Below are 21536 nucleotides of genomic sequence, written 5' to 3' on the forward strand. Positions count from 1 at the left end.
TGAAACGAATTTCAGAAAGACAAAGTAAACATAGTTTGAATTCTCTTGCAAAAAAAGTCTGAAAATGTTTTGATAGTTTTTGTATAAAAAAGCAAGCCACCAAACCAAAGAAATAACTAAATTTGTAATTCGTTAGATAAAATATACTTTAGCCTATTCAAAAAAGCATACAGAAATTTTTATTATAAAAAATGCCTAATACAAATAATTCAACGTCTTCTTCAAAATTTCAAATCAACACTAGAAAGTGGGAAAATATTATGCAATTAGTTGTCCTTTTTTTGGGACTAATCTTGATTAATATTTTGGCTCAAAACTATTTTTTTCGTCTTGATTTGACTGCTGAAAAGCGTTATACCATTACAGAATCTTCAAAAACCATTTTGAAAAACTTAGAAGAGCCTGTTTATATAGAAATTTATTTGGAAGGCGAACTCAATTCTTCTTTCAAAAGATTGCAAAAATCAGTCAAAGAAACACTAGAAGAATTTTCGATGTATGCAGGAAAAAATATTCAGTTTACGTTTATTAATCCAGAACAAGTTTCAAGCAATCCAGAAGAACAAAATCGTTATTACAAGCAGCTTTCTGACCGTGGAGTTCAGCCTACAACTGTTTTTGAAACTGTACAAGGTAAAAAAGTACAGAAATTAATTTTTCCTTCGGCGATTGTTTCCTATAAAAATAAAGAAAAACCAGTTTTACTTTTGAAAGGAAACCGTACAGCTTCGCCACAAGAACAGCTCAATCAATCTATTGAAAATATTGAATACGAGCTAATTTCTGCCATTCAAAAACTGAGTAAAAAACAAAAAAGTAGTGTTGCTTTCATTGAAGGACATGGCGAGCTTTCTAATGATAGACTTATTTCTCTGACACAGACTTTAAGTGAAAATTATATTGTAGAAAGATTAAATCTAAATGAAAATCTGAGTAACTCTTTTAAATCAGATAATAAAGGAAATAAAAATCCTATTCAGAATTTGCTGCAATATGATGCCATTGTGATTGCAAAACCAACACTTTCTTATACCGATAATGACCGTTATCAGCTTGACCAATATTTGATGAATGGAGGAAAATTATTATTTTTTATTGACCAAGTTCAGATGAATTTGGATAGTATTGCACAAGGTGGAACGTATGCTTTTGCCTATAATTTGGGTTTGAATGAAATGATTTTTCGTTATGGTGTTCGTGTCAATCAAGATCTTTTACAAGACACACAATCAGGACAAATTTTGGTAAATGTGGGTCAGATGGGAGATAAAGCCAATGTTCAGCCGATTCCATTTCCGTATTATGCCACAACAGCCAGTTTTTCGACACATCCAATCACTAAAAATATGGATGCTCTGATGTTTAAATTTGTCAGTACATTGGATTCTGTGAAAGCTGATGGAATTATTCAAACGCCTTTAGTTTTTTCTTCTCAATATTCACGTGTCAAGAAAGTGCCTACACTTATTTCACTAGATGAGTTAAAATTAGACCTAAATCCAAAACTTTATCAGACTTCAAATCTTCCTGTTGCTTATCTTTTGGAAGGAGAATTTAGTTCTGCTTTTAAAGGGCGTTTTCCTCCGAGTGGTTTTTCGGAAAATGATTTTATCCAAAAAGGAAAAGATTCGAAAGTTTTAGTGGTGGGAGATGGCGATTTGCTTTCCAATGATTTTGACAGACGAACTCGCCAGCCTTTGCCGATTGGTTATGATGAAATAAGTAAAAATACCTATTCCAATCAAGAATTTCTCCTCAATACACTTTCTTATATGCTTGATGAAGGTGGAATTATTACTTCCAGAACAAAAGAATTTGAAATCCGTCCATTAGATACTTTCAAGATACAAGAAGAAAAAAGCTATTGGCAGTTTCTAAATTTAGTTGTTCCGAATGTTATTATTTTGGTTTTTGGCTTGGGTTGGTATTTTTGGAGGAAGAAGAAGTATTCTTAAAATCAAATCTTAGTAGTTAGATTTTATAATGGTAAAACTCTAATTGTTTGTTTCAAAACAGATGATACTTCAATCCTTACTCTCTGCCCTCTTTTATATTTTTCATAATTTTCTTTTGATACTGTAAATTTTTCCTCTTTCATGAAAAAGTGGTAGCTTGTTGCATTATCCTGACTTTCTACTACTTTTTTAGATGTGATATGACCTACAAAAACCAATTTATATCCTGAGTAAAATTCAGTTTTTGAAGAAATGAACATTCCAGCACCTACAATTCCTACAAGAACCAACACAGATAAATCAATAAGATAAGACCTTCCATAATTATCAAAGTGACTTTCTCTAAAATAATAAATATAATAACCCAAAAGTTGTAAGCCAACCAAAAAGATGAGAAAGTGAGAGGAATTAATGCCTTTTTGCTTCAAAATAATTTTATCCTCTTTAGTTAGTGCTTCTTTTTTCATTTTTAGGCTATTTTGAGTTCTTTATTTCTGTAATTCTAATTGTACTTTTAGTAATTGCAGTTTGTTCTACTTTTACTTTCTGACCTACTTTATATGTATCAAAATCTTCTTTAGAAACTATAATAGCTCTTTCATTTACTTTGAAATACAAATATTTATTCTCCATATCTTTATATTCATCTTTTTCCTGTATTATGCCTTCCATAACCCATTTATAGTGTTGCCATTCTTCCAAAGAATGAATTACCCAAGCTACAAACATAATTAAACTAGAAATTACTAGATAAAAAATACTACCAGTCGTATATTTTTCATCAGCATAATATTGGTAAATTCCCCAACCAATAAAACCTAATATAAAAACAGTCAAGTACATAGCACCCATATCTTTACTCTTCGCTCTCATTTCCTTTCTATCTTGAAGAGTTAGGTATTCTTTTTTCATTTTTTTCTTAGGAATTATTTTTACTAATTTCTTCTAAAAACAGACTATAAGCATACTTTATCAAATCTTGTACACTAGATTCATATTCATCTAAAAAGAAGTCTTCAAAATTTTCATTCATATAATAACCAACTAGAGAAAATTCTTGTTCTTTATCTCCTAAAGTAAAAAGCATTTTAAAAAAAGAGAAGAAGGAAAGTTTTATTTGTGTATTGTCTTGGCTATTTGAACTATACTCTATAAAATTTCTTATCTCTCTCTCTAATTGTTCTTTTGCTTTATCAATTACTTTTTTTCTTGCATGTTCTAATCTTTCTGTTTCTAAAAGTTTATCTAACATATGTTTACCTCTACGTTGTTCAAATTTATCCAAGTCATTTTTTAGGTAGAGAATACCATCTTTATTAACCTCAAAAAAATGTAAAGGCTCATCTATTTCTGGATGTAGATATAAAGGTTTTTCACTCAAAAGCTCATCACTATCTACTAAACACTTCGAAAAAATAAGACTTCCGTTTGAGTCAAATGGAGCATACTCTTTCTTTATTCTACTATACTCAAGCTGTAAAGAAAACTCATCACCTTTATTATTATTACACTTACTACAGACTGGAAATAAATTTGTCCATTCTGCTCCTAGCCAATAATAATGTTTCTTTGGTCTAAAATGTTCAATAGTGAACTCTTCATCGCACTTGTATTCTACTAATTTTATCTCACAGTAGCCACATTTTTTATAATAAATTTTATCTCTTAGTTCTTCTTTTATAGGAGTATTATAATGTTCATCTCTCCAATCGAATTTATCTTTTTTGACATACAATTCTTCAGCTATCAAATTATGAACTTTTAAAAGTTTGGTGGGTATTTCACTGGGTTTATTTACTTTTCTCATAGCAACTTTTAAGATTTAGGAGGAGTAAAAACAAACTTTTTACTTAGCTCTTTTAATCGTTTTTTATTCTCTTCCTTCTTAATTATTTCTTCAAAATCATCTTCTACATTCAATTCTTCAATTCCCTTATTTTCTGTAGAACGTATGCTTTCCATATCAAACAAAGGCGATGTATAAATGGCATTTGGCAATAAATTTTTGACATCAATATCAATTCTTTCAATATAAGTTCCTTTTTCTTCGCTTCTCTGAACTCTAAAAAACACCGTATTTTCTGGCATTCCTAACAAAGAAATTGCGCTATGTGTTGTAACAATAAACTGAACTTTAGGAAAAGTCGTAGAAAGAATATGAGGAAATTCTTTTTGCCATTTTGGGTGTAAATGTGCTTCTATTTCATCAATCAAAACAATTCCTGTAAAATCACTTGGATTTTTTTCTTTAGGTTGCGCTTCCGAAAGTCGCATAATCATGTCGCCTATCATCAAAACAATGCTTTTATGTCCTGCTGATAAATGCTTAAATTCTACTTCAATTCCTTTTTCAATAAACAAGAAATCACTAATTACTTTTGTTTCATCTTTCTTTTTAATTTCTGATACATTTGGAAGAATCTCAAGAATAATTGATTTGATTTTTTCAAAAAGCTCCTTATCATTTACAGAAACATCACGCAACCACGAATCAAAAATATTAGTCAGTTTTGCTCGCTCTGGGTCAAGATTTAATAACGGATTTTGCATTTCCTTTTTATCCGAAACACGCAAACGAGAAGTTCCATACGCTGCAAAACTTTTAAGTTCTTTCATGTGGTGGCGTACTGCATACATGGTAGGATAGTCAGGATTATTATATATTTCATTTGTATAGTATTTATCTCCTTCTTGATATTGAACAGATATACAAACTTTTTCACTTCCTCTATCTTCATCAGACAAATCGTCAGAGTTATAAAGTCCTAGTCCAATGGCTTGTAAAATAGAAGTTTTACCATCTCCATTTTCTCCTGTAAATGCTATAAATTGTGCATCTATTGGAACTGAAAAAAGGATTTTTTTTATAGCTTGAAAAATGCGTATATCTACACTTTTCAAAGATTCGCTTAATAACTGATAATTATCAAAAACTTTAAACGGAATATTCTTTCTGCTCCAAATTTTACCCAAATCTACAACATCATCAATAGATTGTTTTATATCAGTTGTTATATCTAATAAAAGACTATAACTTATTGGTGTAATTTTATTTTTCTCTATTTTTGTTATAGTTTTATCTAGCTCACGTCCCTCATAACTATTAAATTCTTGAAACCACCTTACAAAATACAACTTTTCTCTATTATAAAAATGGTTGTATGGATTCTTACTCATAAGCTCTGCGAAAGCCACAATTTCTACATTCATATACAGAAGCAACTCGTAATCAAATTGGCTTTCATTTAGTTTATTGTGAATAAAAACTACTTCTTCATATATATCATTAAATGATAAATTCTTAGTTTCTTCTAAAATTTGTTCACATTTTTCCACAATCAATCTATAATCATTTAGCTTCTCTTCTAAAATTTTAGGCAATTCACTTTCCATATTTGTCTATTTTTTTTGGGTGTTTTAATGATTTCAAATATACTATTTTTTTGAAGGATTTGTTTAATAATACAGTATTTTAATCCTCAACGACGCTTTTAAGCTCGTTGACGGTTGGAAAGTGCATAAACCGTCGTTGAGGCTCAAATGAAGCCGTCAAACGAGGATTTTGAAAATCTAATCTCTAAATTTATTAATTTCCCTCCAAATCGTAGGCAACCAACCCACCACAGGCACATACATCAATAAAACTTCTGGATTATCTACAACTAATTCTACAGTTTCTTTTACCATATCCATTATATCTTTGTCTTCTTCTAGCTGCTCTTCTACTTCATTTGTTCGTGCAATTTGTTGGGCTTGAATTACTTTTTGTTCTAAAGAAGGAGCAATATTTGAAAAATTATTAAGCTCAAATAATCGATTTTGAAACTGTTTTTCGTGGTCGATAAAACGAAATGCCCACGTAAAAGGAAGGTATTCAGGTAATTTTTTCCACTTCCAAAGTGCTGTCAATAAAAACTCTTGCCAGTTGTACGGACTTTCGCCATATTTTTCTACAGCTTCATTGAGTTCTCGCTGCATAATGGCGTGAATAGCATCACGAAGTGCAAAAATTTCTTCTTCAGTAGCTTCTTCCACTGGTTTTCCTAAAATTTTGTAGGGTTTTATGCGTCTTCCACGCACAAAAATCAATTTTGCAGGAAGCGCAAAATAAAATAACCAAGGTTGCAAAGGAATCAAAACAGTCATAAATCCCACAGGCAAAAATGGAATACCTAACTTCTGAACCAAATTATCCAAAATTTCTATGCTATAACTAAACGGATTTATATATTCTGCATTAACAGTTGCAAAAGGAATAATATCAGCTTTGTGTTTCAAACTCATTCGCAGAGTTGAAGTAGAAAGACGTTGCAATTCATATTTTTTATCAAACCCTTTTCCAATTCCTCCCACGCCTTCAGGATAAATCAAAACATTGAATTTTCCTTGTTCCATCATCGTTTCAAAATTGAGGGAAGTGGCATCTACTCCACCTGCACGTTTCCAAAAATTCTCTATCGCAAACGGACTCATCAAATTACTCTGTGAAAGCATTGGCGCAGTCAGTGGACGAGCAACTTTTGTCATGTCGTAATTATGCAACTTTAAAAGCATCGAAGAGAAAATAATTGCATCCCACGGAAAAGCCATTCCAGAGTGATTACTTGCAAAAATTAAAGGTGCATTAGTTTTACGTTCAGGATAATCTTCTCCCTCAAAACCTATAAATTCGGTTCTGAAATAATACAAACTAAGTGGCTCTAAAATCTTTTTAATCAAACTTGCTGCATAACGTGGGTCAAAAGGTGCATTAATTTTTATTCCGTTGGCTTCAATTATTTTTTTATACGTTTCTAATTTTTGTGCTAGAGTTTGATTTTTAGTAGGTATGTTATTAGTTGGGACACCAACAACAGCAGAAGAATTGTGATTTTCCATAATTGCAGTATATTTTTTTAGTTTTGATTCTTTATAGAATGGAGAAACTATATTTGACTACAAAATACGTAAAAATTCAGATTCTTTTAAATTATTTGATTTGGTTTTTGCCATTTATCAAAAATGCTAATGTATCTTATCAAATAGGTTTCTCCAAAATCCTTTTTTCTTAAACTCTCCTTCGTAAAATTGATTTCTCAAATAATGATTTTTATATTTTGTTTTTACCAACTCAGCAATAAGAGACTTTGCAGGCTCATAAGTATGAAAAACACCTACTAACCAAGCTGCTTGGTCAGCAATATTATAATTCTTATCCTTCAAAAAATCTAGTAGTGTTTCTAATTTTGAAGGAGGAGTTAAATACAATATAGTTTGAAAAATAAGTTCTCTATGTGATTCTGATATAAATTTATTTTGATGAATCAATTGCCACAACTCAGACAAGATAATTTCCTCTATGTGAGATTCATTTTTAATAGGATAATCAAAAGCATAATCAGGCAAATTATGCCAATCTCCATTTACTGAATTAATTTTTGATATAAAGGATTTTAGGTTTTTAAATCTTGGCATAAAATAGCCTTCGCCATGATTGAGAATAAAAACTTTACCTTTCAAAACTCCGTCAGCAAAAACACAAATAGCATCACTTTCATTGTTTGTAAAGACAGGAATAATAGTAAAACCTAAAGAATAATTTTGTAGCCATTCTTTAATTCCTCTATATTCTTCTTCAGATAATATCTCCACTTCTCTTCCTTCCTTGGGCTTAAATTGAGATAAAACAGAATAATCTAATTTATTTTGCTTGAATATTTCTTTTAAATACATTTTCATTGAATATATTGATAGAGTTAATCACATAAATATAACTTTCATAAATTACTTTTTAATAAAAATATGACAAATTCAATTACAATTCTTTCAAATAGCCCTATTTTACAAGAAAACCGTCTAGACCCAATTACTGGAGATTTGATAAAAGAAAGAGACCAATATTTGTGCAAGTTGTAAGTCTGCTTTTTTAGAAGGAAGTTGGAAGTATTTAGGAGAAAAACACTGTAATCAAACTGAAACATTAAGTCAAATTCCTGCTAAACAGGATTTTAAGTTTATCAAAAGATTAAAGAAACTAGAACAAGTTATTTTTTCAGTTGAAAGTTATGGAGGAAATACAGCTTTAATTGTAGCCGTTCCGACAGGAATTATCAGTTTTATTATTTCTATTTTATTGATTCTTAATGTTACAGATTTAGTATGGTTTTGGGGAGTTGTGGCAGGACTTACTAGTATTCCTTTTATTTTTAATGCTTTCCAAACAAAGGGAATTGAAGTAAAAGAAACAGCTATTTATATCAAAAAGGGGGTTAAGAAAAAATTTTTAAAGAAAAAAATGAGCAAAACAAGTATTTTGGTTCAGATATTTGTTTTTGTTCTAGCTATTTTAATTTTTGTTGTTTTATCTTTTCTAAACTTAGAGGAAGAAACAATGGATAAATGGATGACTTATTCACTTATAGGTTTGACTGCAATAGAAGCAGGTATATTTTTTTATGAAAGGAATCATAGATAATTGTCTTTAAAGTCGATATTCTAAAATCAAATTTCAGGTTTAATAAACCTTCCTAAAATAATAACTAAATGTTAAAAACAATTTTCAACAACCGAAAAAATCAAAAGTGGATATTTGCTTCCTTACTTTTAATTTCAATCGGATTTTATTTTTTTGGTGTTTTAGATCATAATCAAATTGTTTTATTTATTGCATCCGAAAACACTCCTCCTACAAGGTTTGATATTGCTTTTTGTGAAACTTTCAAAGTCAATCGGAAAATGCCCGATTCATTAAAATCTATTGATTATAATGATCGTTGTGTAGATGCAATCAATGAAGGTGATTTTTTTGAGGGAGGTGATTTTGCTTCTGATAATATTTATATTGTTACTTTTGATGTTATAGGGCTTAAAAAAGCTGGAAATTTTTATTATCCTCTTCTAAAAGTAAAAAACCATAGAAAAATAAACATATTTCTTGTACAGCTTTATTTCATTCTGCTTCTTATTATTATTGGAAATACGGTTTATAATGCTATAAATTGCTTGAAGGAAGAGTAATGAATTCTTTTAAAAATCAAATCTCAATTTGAACTTGATTTTTAACTGAATTTATCGGACTTTTGTGAGTATTTTATTTTTCAAAAAGAAATTCAAAACTGATTACTGGTAACTGATTACTGGTAACTGAAAAAAACTGATAACTGATTAATTAATGTTACAAATTGCACACATACAGGCGCACAAAGAAGAAGTCATTGCAGCACTTCAAAAACGCCATTTTAGCAGAGCTACTGAGCTTGTCGAAAAAGCTATTTCTATCGATAATGAAAGAAGAACGACACAGTCCTCACTCAACGAATTACAAGCTGGTGCAAATGAAGTAGCAAAATCTATCGGTGCTTTGATGCAACAAGGCAAAAAAGAAGAAGCTAATCAAGCAAAAGAAAAAGCTGCTCAAAACAAACAATCTATAAAAGATTTAGAAGACAAATTAAAGGAATTGGAAAATGATTTGACAAACTGTTTGTATGAAATTCCGAATACACCTTATAAAGATGTTGTTGCAGGAAAGTCTTCTGAAGACAATCAAACTATCGAAGAATGGGGAACTATTCCAACACTTGCAGATGATGCCGTTCCACATTGGGAGCTTATCAAAAAATATGATATTATTGATTTTGAATTGGGAAATAAAATCACAGGTGCAGGTTTTCCAGTTTATAAAGGCAAAGGTGCAAGATTGCAACGTGCTTTAATCAATTATTTTTTAGATGAAGCCATTGCAGCAGGTTACAAAGAAGTTCAGCCTCCAATTTTGATAAATGAAGCATCAGGATATGGCACAGGACAACTTCCAGACAAAGAGGGACAAATGTATGAAGCAACTGCTGACAATCTTTTCTTGATTCCGACAGCAGAAGTTCCGATTACCAATTTATACCGAGATGAAATTGTAAAAGAAAGCGATTTTCCTATCAAAATGACAGGTCATACGCCTTGTTTTCGTCGTGAAGCAGGTTCTTGGGGCGCAGATGTGCGTGGTCTGAATCGTTTGCATCAATTTGATAAAGTAGAGTTGGTAGTGATAGAACACCCAGAAAAATCATATCAACGACTTGAAAATATGCTTTCTCATGTAAAAGGACTTTTGGAAGCATTAGAATTGCCGTACAGAGTTTTACGTTTGTGTGGTGGCGATATGGGTTTCACTTCTGCTATGACATATGATTTAGAAGTTTATTCGGCTGCACAAGGTCGTTGGTTGGAAGTAAGCTCAGTTAGTAACTTTGAAACTTTCCAGTCTAATCGTTTAAAACTTAGGTTTGAAGATAAAGATAAAAAGAAACATTTAGCTCACACATTAAATGGTAGCGCACTTGCTTTGCCACGTATTGTAGCTACTCTTTTAGAAAACAATCAGACAGCAGAGGGAATCAAAATCCCTAAAGTATTGCAAGATTATTGTAGGTTTGAAAAGATTGATTAGTTGTTTTTGTAGCTTATCTTTTAAAGCAATACACTATTCAGCTAAAAAATTCTGTTCTGTAGGAACTCTATATTGATAGAAAAAATCAAATAAAAAGTCGTTTGTTCCGTTAGGAACTTCATATTGGTAGCATTTTGAGCGTAAATCATAGAAAAATCTACCAATATGCAATTCCTATGGAGTAGAATTACAAATCCTTAGCTTAACAGCATTGACCTAAAGGGTATGCTACAATTTAAAATTAAACAATCATTTAAAAATAGAGTTTATCAACTGTATTTTATTATTTCATTACTGATTAAACTACTAATTGTTCTTTGGTCATTAATCACATTTTTTTCAACTTTTTTATGAAAGAAACTTCATTTTTTCGCCTTTCTTTAGTATTTATTTGTTCTATTTTTCTTCTTTCAGCTTGTAAAAAAGGAGTTTCTACTCCTGCTGAACTTACCAAAAAATATGGTGTTGAGGCTTTTGATTTTACTTTTTTAAGTACAAAATCTCATCTTTCTTTTCAAAATCAAAAACAAGAATTAGGTAGTGCTGTTGATATTCGTATTGCAAAAGATAGTCTGATTTGGCTTTCTGCTCGTCCTGTTTTCGGAATTGAAGCTGCTCGTATGCTTATCCGTACTGATTCAGCTTTTTTGGTCAATCGCTTAGAAAAAAGTTATTCGGCTGTAGATATTCGTTCGCTTAGTAAGCAAGTAAACTTTGATGGAGATTTCAAAACTCTTCAAGCTCTATTTTTAGGAAATGTTCCTCCATTAGACCAAAGTATTACGCCAGAAAAAAAAGATAACTATTTTGTTTTAGAGCAAATCTATGAACTTTTCAAAACATCTATGTATGTAAGTAGAGAAAATAAAAAACTTTCTAAAGTTGCTGTTCAAGAGAATGATGGAATGAATAGTCTTTTTATAGATTATAGTAACTTCCAAAATTTAGACGGACAAAAAATCCCTTTTAAAGTAAATGCTGTAGCCAACTTTTTTAATAAAAAAGAAAATAAAACGGATCAAACCAAAATTGAAATCGAACATAAAAGAGTCAATTTTGAAAAATCAGATCTTTCTTTTCCTTTTTCTATTCCCGATAGCTATGATAAAAAGGAATTAGGAAAAAAATAAATTTATGTCGTTGGTGGGGACACCAACAACGGCGAGGAAAAAATAATCAATTCAATTACGAATTACGAATTATGAATTACGGTTGAAATGAAGAAATACATCGTAACTAAATTTTCGTAATTCGTAATTTTTAATTCGTAATTTAAAAATTATGTCATCAAAAGATAAAAATCTAAGCTTACATTCTGAAAAATCTATTCAAGAAATAGGAAAAAAACGATTTGCTATTGTGGTAGCAGAGTGGAATGAAGAAGTAACAGAAGCATTGTATAAAGGTGCTTATGAAAAATTAATGGAATATGGTGCAAAGGAAGAAAATATCTATCGCTATGATGTCCCAGGGAGTTTTGAGCTTACTTTAGCAGCACAATGGGCAGCTCAAAAACCAGAAATTGATGCAATTATTTGTTTAGGCTGTGTAATTCAAGGCGAAACTCGTCATTTTGACTTTATTTGTGATGCTGTAGCACACGGAATTACGAACGTAAACTTAAGACATAACAAACCTGTCATTTTTGGAGTTCTGACACCTGAAAATCAACAACAAGCTCTTGACCGTGCAGGAGGAAAACACGGAAATAAAGGCGATGAAGCAGCTATTACAGCAATAAAAATGCTTGGTGTTCATACGGCTATAATGAAAAAATCAAAAAGTGGTATAGGTTTTTAAAACCAATTTAGATTTTAGAAGGTAGAAGGTAGAATTCAATATAAATTATAATATTTTTATTTTACCATTTACCATTCATAATTCACAATTCATAATTCTAAATTCGTATTTATGTGGCTAAACATAGCTAATTTTATTTTAAAAAACAGACTGTGGCTTTTGCTTGTTGTTTTTGCTTTGACAATTTTCATGGCTTTTCAAGGTCAGAAAGCAGAACTTTCTTATACTTTTTCTAAAGTTGTTCCTGACTCTGATGAAGATATTATCTTTTTCAATAAGTTTAAAGAACTTTTTGGGCAAGATGATAATGTAGTCGTTTTGGGAGTTGAAGATGAGAAACTATTTGAGTTAGAAAATTTCCAGAAGTGGCAAAAACTATTATACGATTTAGAAAAAATAAAATTCGAAAATAAGGAAAATTTAAAAGGATTAGGAGATAGTGTAAATGCTGTTAGTGGCGTAGTAGGGCTTGGAAAACTACCTTATATTTATAAAAACGAAGAAATTAAAAAATTTGAGCCAAAATCAATTTTCCCAAAACAAGTACAGACACAACTAGAGTTAGACAGTCTTTTAGATTTTACCTACAAAATAAAATTCTACGAAAATCAACTCATTAATCCAAAAAACAAGGCTTCTTTAGTTCTTGTTACGCTTCCTCCAAAAATTACTAGTACAATTTATAACCACGAAACGGTTATGCGAATTAGTGAACTGGGTAACAAATTTTCAGAAGAAACAGGCATCGAAATCCATTATGTAGGTCTTCCATTTCTACGTGTAGCTATTTCGAACAAGGTCAAAAGTGAAATGATTATTTTTCTATCCTTGTCCATTGCTATTACAGCCATTTTTATATTTTTATTTTTCCGTTCTTTCACCCCTGTTTTCGTTTCGCTAAGTCTGATTACGATTGTTATTATTTGGACTATCGGAATTTTAGGAACTTTAGGCTACAAAATAACTATTCTTACAGCTCTTCTTCCTCCTATTTTAGTAGTTATTGGTATTCCAAACTGTGTTTATTTTATTACAAAATACCATCAAGAATGCAATAACAAAAAGAATAAATTGGATGCCATAATATATGTAGTCAAAAAAATTGGTATTGTTACCCTTATTACAAATACTACTACTGCTATTGGTTTTTTAGTTTTGGTAAGCACAGGAATAGGCATTTTGAGTGAATTTGGACTGGCAGCAGGTATTACTATTTTTGCAACTTTCTTTATTTCGCTACTCCTTTTACCAATTGTTTTTTCTTATCTACCAATGCCCGAAGGAAGACGAACTAAACATTTGAATAGAGGATTGATAAATAAAATATTAGTTAGATTTGACTTTCTAATAGAAAATTATAGACCCATAATCTATTTATTTACCGTTTTGATTGTAGTTTGCTCTGCAGTTGGACTTAGTAAGATAAAAGCAAATTCCTATATGGTAGACGATTTGCCAAATGATACGAAAGAGAAAAAAGATATTGCTTTTATCGAAGCTAACTTTAAAGGAACAATGCCTTTAGAAATAGTAATTGATACAGGAAAACCAAAGTCTTATCGTAGACCTCAAACATTGGAAAGAATAGAGCAAATTGAAAACTATGTAGATAGTTCTGCACATCTTTCTACTCCTATTTCTCTAGTTACTTTTATAAAAGCTGCAAATCAAGCCTATTTTAATCAAAGCGAACAATCTTATAACTTGCCTGATAAGCGTACAGGAGCATACGTATTACGTTATTTGAAAGGACAAAACGATCCCACAGCTATTTCTGCATCTTTCGTAGATAGCACCGAACAGATTTTGAGAGTATCTTTGAAAGTAGCTGATATTGGTTCTTTACGTTTGGACTCTTTAGTCAGAATGAGCTTACAACCCAAACTAGATAGTATTTTTGCTGACTCAGTTGGTTCTACCAAAATGAGCGCACGAGTAACAGGAACAACCCCTATTTTCTTGAAGGGAAATAGTTATTTAATAAATAACCTCAAATGGAGTTTGCTTTTAGCTTGTATTTTGGTAGCTATAATAATTGGTGCGCTCTTCCAAAATGTCAGAGTAATGCTTATTGCCATTATTCCAAACCTTATTCCTCTTTTAGTTACAGCAGGAATTATGGGATTTTTTAATATTGCTCTCAAACCAAGTACAGCTCTTGTCTTCAGTATCGCTTTCGGTATTGCTGTTGATGACTCACTTCACTTTTTGGCTCGTTTCCGTCAAGAACTTTTAGCTTTTGATTTTGATAGACACAAAGCCATTGATATTTCGCTTCGTGAAACAGGAAAAAGTATGATTTATACTTCTATTATTCTATTTGCAGGATTTATCATTTTTGCTTTTTCTTCTTTCGGAGGAACAGTTGCTTTAGGACTTTTGACTTCAATTACGCTGTTAGTTGCAATGTTTACAAATTTGATTTTGCTTCCTTCTTTGCTTCTTACATTTAATGCAAATATTCGTCGTTCAAATCATCCTCCTATTGAGGAATAAAAACGAATATAATAAATCATACTATTCAATTAAAAACTGCTAAGATATATTTTTATCTTAGCTTTTTTCTTTTAATTGCATAGCTCGCTTTTAAGTAATTGAGCAAAATAAAACATATCTAAGAAAAAAATAGAAAGTAGACGTTTAAACGATCAAGATTATAGATTGAGTATAGAGCAATACTAATTCCATACAAAACTAAACCTATTAATACCATTACAAGCCATTTTTTCCAGTAGGTGGTTGATAAAAACAACGAGATAAACAATAAAACGAGATTGCAAATCAACATCAAAGAAGAAAGACAATCAATAAAAAAACTAATTTTCATCAAAAAATTAAAATCAGTTAATATTAATGAAGAGGAAGAAAAAAAGGAATAAACTCTTTGAATGCTCATCAATACAAGAATTCCATTAGCAGCCAAAACGATACGCCAAGAGTTTTTCCAAACATTTGTTTGTTTTTTCTTTTCTTCTCGGTCTAATATTTTATCCATGCTTAATTTTATAATTTTGTCTAGTTTATTATTTTATCAAAATCAAGTATAAATTGTATAATCAATGCACAAATAAATAAAATCAGACAATAAGCTACCATTATCAACCATTTTTTCCAATAGGTTTTAGATATAAATAAAGAAACGAGTATACATAAAATATTTATGCCTGCTGTAAAAATGGAAACTATACTAAATGTACTAACAATGATATTTTCTACTGGAAAAGTAGCATCTTCCATTTCTATAAAAAACATATAATAACTCCATAAAAGAAGAAGAAATACACTTATTCCATTTGTAATTAAAACAGGTTTCCAAGAATTCTTTGCTTGAGGGTTGTTTTGTCTATCTAATATGCGTTCCATCGAATTTGCAAGGTGTAAAATTGAATAAATGAATAATAAAGCAATTTTTTAAATTATTCTACCGTTGTAGTATAAAATTGCGAAATATTTTGTATCTTATTATACGTATAATATAGAATAATTCTTTTTAGGTAAATCCATATTAATGTAATAATGTAATTTTTTCTTTGAATTTTAACAAAAAAATCTTTCTTAGCCTAAAAGAAAATTAAGATTTGTTTTTTCAGAGTTTGCACACTGTTTAATACTTATTTAGTCAGAATAAATTGATATATTGCTTATCACTCACAATAAGTAACTAAAAACACTTACAACTTATATTTTTATTGGTCTTTTACTGTAAAAGAATACCTCTCAAGAATTCAAATATATCAACATATTGTTTGGAATTGTTAGCAACAATTCCTTAATTTAGAAAAAATTAGAATTAATTACACGAGTATAAAAACTTGTAAAAACTAAAATAAAGACAAAAGTCAGAAAAAGCTAAAAAATACTATCCAAAACACGCATCAACTCACACAAATACACTAAAAATCTATGTCTGTGGCTACGTCGCTTCCAAAAATTTTGTTTGAGGGAGTAAATTCAATCATTTATTACCGAGATACTAGCGAGTGGAATACACCCGTCATTATCAAGGTTATCAAAAATGATTTCCCGACTCCTACGCAGCTTATTCAGTTTAATAATGAGTATGAATTTACGAAAGACCTCAAAATTGAGGGAATCAGAAAAGCATACAAAAAAGATAAACTAGAGGGTAAGCCTGCACTTGTATTGGAATATTTTCCTGGAATTACATTCAAAAAAAGCTTTTTTGAAAATTCTTGGACGTACAAAGATTTTTTGAAAGTAGCTATAAATGTTGCTGAAGCACTCGGACAGATTCATCAAAATCATATTATCCATAAAGATATTAATAGTAATAACGTTTTGGTCGATTTGGCAACACATCGCATCAAAATTATTGATTTTGGTATTTCTTCACGTATAGATACTCGTGTGCAAGACCTTCGTAATCCTGATGCATTGGAAGGTACACTCGCTTATATTTCGCCTGAACAGACAGGTAGAATGAATCGTGCTGTTGATTATCGTTCCGATTTGTATTCCTTAGGTGTTGCTTTTTATGAAATTCTGACTAATAAACTACCTTTTACGGCTGCTGATTCTATTGAGCTAGTTCATTGTCATTTAGCACAAAAACCTCAACCTCCTCACCAAGTAAATCCAACTGTTCCTCGTGTTTTGTCCGAAATTGTGATGAAACTTTTGGAAAAAAATGCAGAAGATCGTTATCAATCAGCCTTTGGTCTCAAGAATGATTTAGAACTTTGTTTGAAGGGATTTATTGCAAATGGAAATGGTAAAATTGATTACTTTAATCTAGGACAAGAAGATTATTCAGACCGTTTTTCTATTCCTCAAAAACTCTATGGAAGAGAAGATGAAGTAAAATTATTACTCAATTCTTTTGAAAGAGTTTCGAATGGTGCAACCGAACTTGTTTTGGTAGAAGGGTATTCTGGAGTTGGAAAAACATCATTAGTAAGTGAAACTCATCGTTCCATTACTGAAAAACGAGGTTATTTTATAAAAGGAAAATTTGATCAATATCAAAAAAATGTTCCTTATTCTGCTATCATTCAAGCTCTTAATGAATTTATAGAGTATTTACTTACTGAAAATAAAGATTCTTTAGCAGACTGGAAACGAAAAATAAATAAAGTATTAGGTGAAAATGGTCAAATATTATTAGATGTTTTACCAAACCTAGAAATGATTATTGGAGAGCAAGAGCATGTCCAAGATCTTCCTCCTAACGAAGCCAAAAATCGCTTCAATTATGTATTTAAGTCTTTTATTCGTGTAATTAGTCAGAAAAAACATCCTATTGTTCTCTTTATCGATGATATGCAATGGGCAGATGGAGCTTCTTTAAATTTACTTAAAGTTTTAATGACAGATAGCGAAAACCGTTATTTACTTGTCATTGGGGCGTATCGTGATAATGAAGTTACCTCAGCACATCCTCTGATGATAATGGTAAAGAGCTTACAGGAACAAAATGCACCAATCAGTTCGATAGTATTAGACAATTTGGGCTATGAAGATATTGAAAAACTAATTACAGAATCTCTCAAAGCTCAGATACTTCAGGTAAAACAGCTTTCTTATCTAATTTATAGAAAAACACATGGTAACGCTTTCTTTGCAACTCAATTTTTAGAATCGCTATACGAAGAAGGTTTATTACATTTTGATTTACAGTCTAAACAATGGCAATGGGATATTGTCAAGATTGAAGAGAAGAAAACTACAGATAATGTAGTAGAACTCATGACTGCTAAAATCGAAAAATTGCCAGTAGAAACACAAGAAATACTAAAGTTTGCTGCCTGTGTTGGTGATAAGTTTGATTTGCAGATGCTTCGTAGTGTTAGTGATTTTTCATTAAAAGATATTTTTGATAGAGTATGGGTCGCAATTGAAGAAGGAATGATACTTCCTTTAGATGATAATTACAAACGTATTGCAATCCTTAGTGAAGACCCTGCCTTGGAGCAGCGATTAAATGCTCGTTTTAAGTTCTTACATGATAGAGTTCAGCAAGCTGTTTATTCTCTTATTCCTGATAGTCGTCGTTTTGAAATGCACTATAAGGTTGGCAAAATAATCAAAGAAAACACACCTGATGGACAGTTAGAAAGCAAAATATTTGATATTGTCAATCAACTCAATGTTGGAGTGGCTCTTTTAGAAGACCAACAAGAACGTTATGAATTGGCTCGTCTGAACCTGATTGCAGGAAGAAAAGCAAAAGCCTCAGCAGCTTACGAACCTGCTTATGATTATTTTTATGCTGGAGTTGCTCTTTTAGATATTATTGGTTGGAAAGATGAATACATCCTTGCTTTACGTCTTCACAATGAGGCTGCTGAAGCTGCATATTTAAGTGGAAACGGAAGTGGAATGGAACAGTTTGTAAATGGTGTACTTACCAATGCAAATGGTTTTTTAGATAAAGTAGCTGTTTTTGATACCAAAATTCAATTTCTTATTTCTAAAGGAAAAATGAATGAGGCAATCAGCCTAGCTGTTAGTACACTTAAAAAGTTAAAAGTAGGTTTTCCAAGAAATGTAACTAAACTTCATTTACTTCGTGAAATATTCCGTATTAAAGGAATGATGACAGGGAAAAAAGTATTTGACTTGGCAAATCTTCCACAGATGGAAAACAAGAAAAAACTAGCTGCCATGAAAATTTTATCAGGCATTAGTTTGGCTGCTTATGTAAGTGGTTCGCCATTGTATCCAATGATTATTTTCAGACAAGTTCAGTTATCTATCAAATATGGGAATGCCCTTGTTTCTACATACGCTTATTCTTCCTACGGAATCATTTTGTGTGGAGTGCTTGGAAACTTAAATTCTGGATATCGTTTTGGAGAATTGGCTATCAAACTTTTAGACAAACATGACTCTGAACGTTTTAAGGCAAGAACCTATATGGTTGCAAATGTCATGATTCGTCATTGGAAAGAACCTTTAGAAAATTCCTTAAAACCACTTGTAAAATCATATAGAAAAGGAATTGATACTGGATTTTTTGAGTATGCAGCTTTTTCCATTTTTATGTATATCTATTACCGTTTTGCTACAGGTAAAGAACTCAATGAAGTAGAAAAAGAAGCCAATATGTATATTGGTGCAGTCTATGATTTAAAACAAATCAATCCATATCATAATCTTAAATTGCTTCGTCAGACTTTGCTTAATTATTTGGGGAAAGCTGATAATCCTGCTGTTTTGGAGGGTGAAGAATATAATTTGGATTTGCAAAAAGAAATTATAGAAGGAGGAAACAAGGCTTCTATATGCTTACATTTCTTTATGAAAGCCTGTTTGAGTTACGATTTTGGAGAAATAGAAAAAGCATATAGTTATATTATTCTTACAGAAAAATATTTAAAAGGAATTACAGCAACAGCAGGCGTACCTGTTTATCACATGTATGATTCACTTATTCATATTGCTATTTATCCAAGTTCATCATTATGGGATAGACAACGAATTTTAAGACGTATTGCAAAAAATCAAGCTAAGCTTTATAAATTTGCTAAATTTTCACCTTCTACTAATCTACACAAATATTATTTGGTAGAGGCAGAACTTGCACGAGCAAAAAATGACTATATAGAAACAGAAAAGAACTTTAGATTAGCTTTAGAAGCTGTTTCAAAGACTAATTTTATTCAAGAAGAGGCACTAATTAAGGAACGTTTTGGATACTATTGGTTACAAAGAAAACAAGAAGATATTGCTATGATGTTTTTGCGTAAAGCCTATTATGATTATCGTATTTGGGGTGCAAAAGGCAAATTAGAACAAATGCATGAAGTATATTCGCATTATGTTAAGCAAGATGCCATAACTGAAATAGGGCAAACGACAACTTCGCCTTCTCATACGTTGCATACACACAATACAAATGAAAATGCAGCTTCAACAACTATGATGACTACTAGCAAAATATCTTCTAGTGGCTCAAAAAGTGGTACAAGTTTCTTGGATTTCGAAACGCTCATTAAGTCTACCCAAACACTTTCACAAGAAGTCAATTTTGAGGAACTAATGCCTAAGATGATGCGTGTAGTAATGGAAAATGCAGGTGCAGAAAAAGCATTTTTGATTCAAAATTATGATGGAGAATTTTTTATAGAAGCAAAAGGAGATTTGACACAAACACAATCGACACAGTTTTTGCATCAATCTGTTGAAGAAGATAGTGATTTAGTTCCTAGAACAATTATTAATTATGTAGTCCGAACGATGCAACCTCTTGTTTTGGATAATGCTTCAGAAGATGAAAAATATGCCAATGACACATACATGAAAGCATACAAGCCGAAATCGGTACTTTGTTTTCCTGTGATGCGTAAAAATGAATTGTTGTGTATATTTTACTTAGAAAATAATCTAACAACAGGAGCATTTACACCAGATAGATTACAAACTCTACAAATGCTTTCTACACAAGTGAGTATTTCTTTAGAAAATGCTCAACTTTACCAAAACTTGGAAGGAAAAGTAGAAGAACGAACAATAGAGCTGCATGAAAAAAACAAACGTATAACAGATTCAATTCGTTATGCTCAAACTATTCAGGATGCTATTCTACCAGCCAAAAAGACTTTAAGAGAATTATTTACAGAGCATTTTGTTATTTATCGTCCTAAAGATATTGTTTCAGGAGATTTTTATTGGGTAACTCATGTAGAAAATTACACATTTGCTGCTGCTGTAGATTGCACAGGTCATGGTGTTCCAGGGGCATTTATGTCAATGGTAGGAAATACCCTTCTAACAGATATTGTAGGCGTAAAACGAGTTTTTGACCCTGCAAAAATATTGGAAATGCTCCATGAAGGAGTTCGGGCAGCTTTACATCAAAAAGATTCTGATAATACAGATGGAATGGATGTAGCACTTTGTAGGATAGAAAGACAAGAAAACTGGGTTGAAGTCACTTATGCAGGAGCAAAACGTCCTCTTTACTATACTTCGAATGGAGAAATAGAAAAATTAAAAGGAGATAATCTAAGTATTGGTGGAGTAGTGAAGAAAAAAGAGTATGTGTTTACAAATCAAAAAGCTGTTTTATTGGCTGAAGATGTTATTTACTTGACTTCTGATGGTCTTATAGACCAAGCAAATCCAGATAAGAAAAAATTTGGCTCTACAAAATTTGAATCTTTGCTCAAGCAATTTCATGAAAGACCTTTTAAAGAACAAAAAGAAATTTTATCTAACCAATTAGATCAACACCAACTTGATGCAGAGCAAAGAGATGATATTACAGTTTTGGCGTTGCGATTATAGAATAATTCGAAATTATATTCCTACAAAAAACTATTAAATCTTAGGGTTTAACAGTTTTTTTTTGTCCTAATTTTTTAAAGTTTTTTTTGTATTGTTTTTAGTTTAGG

General features: G+C 31.1%; 16 protein-coding genes. 8 read left to right on the forward strand and 8 right to left on the reverse strand.

The window, feature by feature from the left end; genetic code table 11:
- Positions 1-191 precede the first annotated feature (191 nt).
- Positions 192-1955, forward strand: coding sequence for a gliding motility-associated ABC transporter substrate-binding protein GldG (gene gldG / locus V9L04_RS02065; RefSeq protein WP_338792400.1), 1764 nt, complete (start codon positions 192-194; stop codon positions 1953-1955).
- A gap of 23 nt (positions 1956-1978) precedes the next feature.
- Here the strand turns inward: gldG and V9L04_RS02070 are convergent, their stop codons facing one another.
- The 6 genes from V9L04_RS02070 to V9L04_RS02095 form a co-directional block, all read right to left on the reverse strand.
- Entirely contained in the window at positions 1979-2422 is a 444-nt protein-coding gene (locus V9L04_RS02070; protein ID WP_338792401.1) for a hypothetical protein, read from the reverse strand.
- Between the two features lie 7 nt (positions 2423-2429).
- Complete coding sequence (locus tag V9L04_RS02075) at positions 2430-2867, reverse strand: hypothetical protein (RefSeq protein ID WP_338792402.1); 438 nt, start codon at positions 2865-2867, stop codon at positions 2430-2432.
- Between the two features lie 7 nt (positions 2868-2874).
- Entirely contained in the window at positions 2875-3762 is an 888-nt protein-coding gene (locus V9L04_RS02080) for an HNH endonuclease (RefSeq protein WP_338792403.1), read from the reverse strand.
- Between the two features lie 8 nt (positions 3763-3770).
- Positions 3771-5348 carry an AAA family ATPase gene (locus V9L04_RS02085; RefSeq protein WP_338792404.1) on the reverse strand — a complete coding sequence of 526 codons (1578 nt, stop codon included), beginning with the start codon at positions 5346-5348 and terminating at the stop codon, positions 3771-3773.
- Between the two features lie 177 nt (positions 5349-5525).
- On the reverse strand, positions 5526-6833 hold the full coding sequence (locus V9L04_RS02090) for a glycerol acyltransferase (RefSeq protein ID WP_338792405.1): 1308 nt from the start codon (positions 6831-6833) through the stop codon (positions 5526-5528).
- Positions 6834-6959: 126 nt separating this feature from the next.
- The gene (locus V9L04_RS02095; protein WP_338792406.1) at positions 6960-7673 is read right to left on the reverse strand and encodes a hypothetical protein; all 714 of its coding nucleotides are present in this window, start codon (positions 7671-7673) and stop codon (positions 6960-6962) included.
- 394 nt (positions 7674-8067) lie between these two features.
- Here V9L04_RS02095 and V9L04_RS02100 point away from each other — a divergent pair, with 394 nt between their 5' ends.
- From V9L04_RS02100 to V9L04_RS02125, 6 genes are all read left to right on the forward strand, one after another.
- On the forward strand, positions 8068-8409 hold the full coding sequence (locus tag V9L04_RS02100) for a hypothetical protein (protein WP_338792407.1): 342 nt from the start codon (positions 8068-8070) through the stop codon (positions 8407-8409).
- A gap of 68 nt (positions 8410-8477) precedes the next feature.
- Positions 8478-8951 (forward strand): hypothetical protein, encoded by a 474-nt coding sequence (locus tag V9L04_RS02105; RefSeq protein ID WP_338792408.1) that lies wholly within the window; start codon positions 8478-8480, stop codon positions 8949-8951.
- A gap of 154 nt (positions 8952-9105) precedes the next feature.
- On the forward strand, positions 9106-10380 hold the full coding sequence (gene serS / locus V9L04_RS02110; protein ID WP_338792409.1) for a serine--tRNA ligase: 1275 nt from the start codon (positions 9106-9108) through the stop codon (positions 10378-10380).
- 350 nt (positions 10381-10730) lie between these two features.
- Positions 10731-11510, forward strand: coding sequence for a DUF4292 domain-containing protein (locus V9L04_RS02115; protein ID WP_338792410.1), 780 nt, complete (start codon positions 10731-10733; stop codon positions 11508-11510).
- A 151-nt stretch (positions 11511-11661) separates the two neighbouring features.
- Positions 11662-12180, forward strand: a complete 519-nt coding sequence (gene ribH, locus V9L04_RS02120) for a 6,7-dimethyl-8-ribityllumazine synthase (protein ID WP_338792411.1) — start codon at positions 11662-11664, stop codon at positions 12178-12180.
- 189 nt (positions 12181-12369) lie between these two features.
- Positions 12370-14676 carry an MMPL family transporter gene (locus tag V9L04_RS02125; protein ID WP_338792412.1) on the forward strand — a complete coding sequence of 769 codons (2307 nt, stop codon included), beginning with the start codon at positions 12370-12372 and terminating at the stop codon, positions 14674-14676.
- 118 nt (positions 14677-14794) lie between these two features.
- On the opposite strand, the gene V9L04_RS02130 is transcribed toward V9L04_RS02125, so the two are convergent.
- Positions 14795-15175: a hypothetical protein gene (locus tag V9L04_RS02130; RefSeq protein ID WP_338792413.1), complete on the reverse strand. Its 381-nt coding sequence runs from the start codon at positions 15173-15175 to the stop codon at positions 14795-14797.
- A 20-nt stretch (positions 15176-15195) separates the two neighbouring features.
- Complete coding sequence (locus tag V9L04_RS02135) at positions 15196-15543, reverse strand: YIP1 family protein (RefSeq protein WP_338792414.1); 348 nt, start codon at positions 15541-15543, stop codon at positions 15196-15198.
- Positions 15544-16083: 540 nt separating this feature from the next.
- On the opposite strand from V9L04_RS02135, the gene V9L04_RS02140 reads away from it, so the two are divergent.
- Positions 16084-21429, forward strand: coding sequence for an AAA family ATPase (locus V9L04_RS02140; protein ID WP_338792415.1), 5346 nt, complete (start codon positions 16084-16086; stop codon positions 21427-21429).
- Positions 21430-21536: the final 107 nt, after the last annotated feature.

The organism is Bernardetia sp. MNP-M8 (assembly GCF_037126285.1).
Classification (GTDB): Bacteria; Bacteroidota; Bacteroidia; order Cytophagales; family Bernardetiaceae; genus Bernardetia.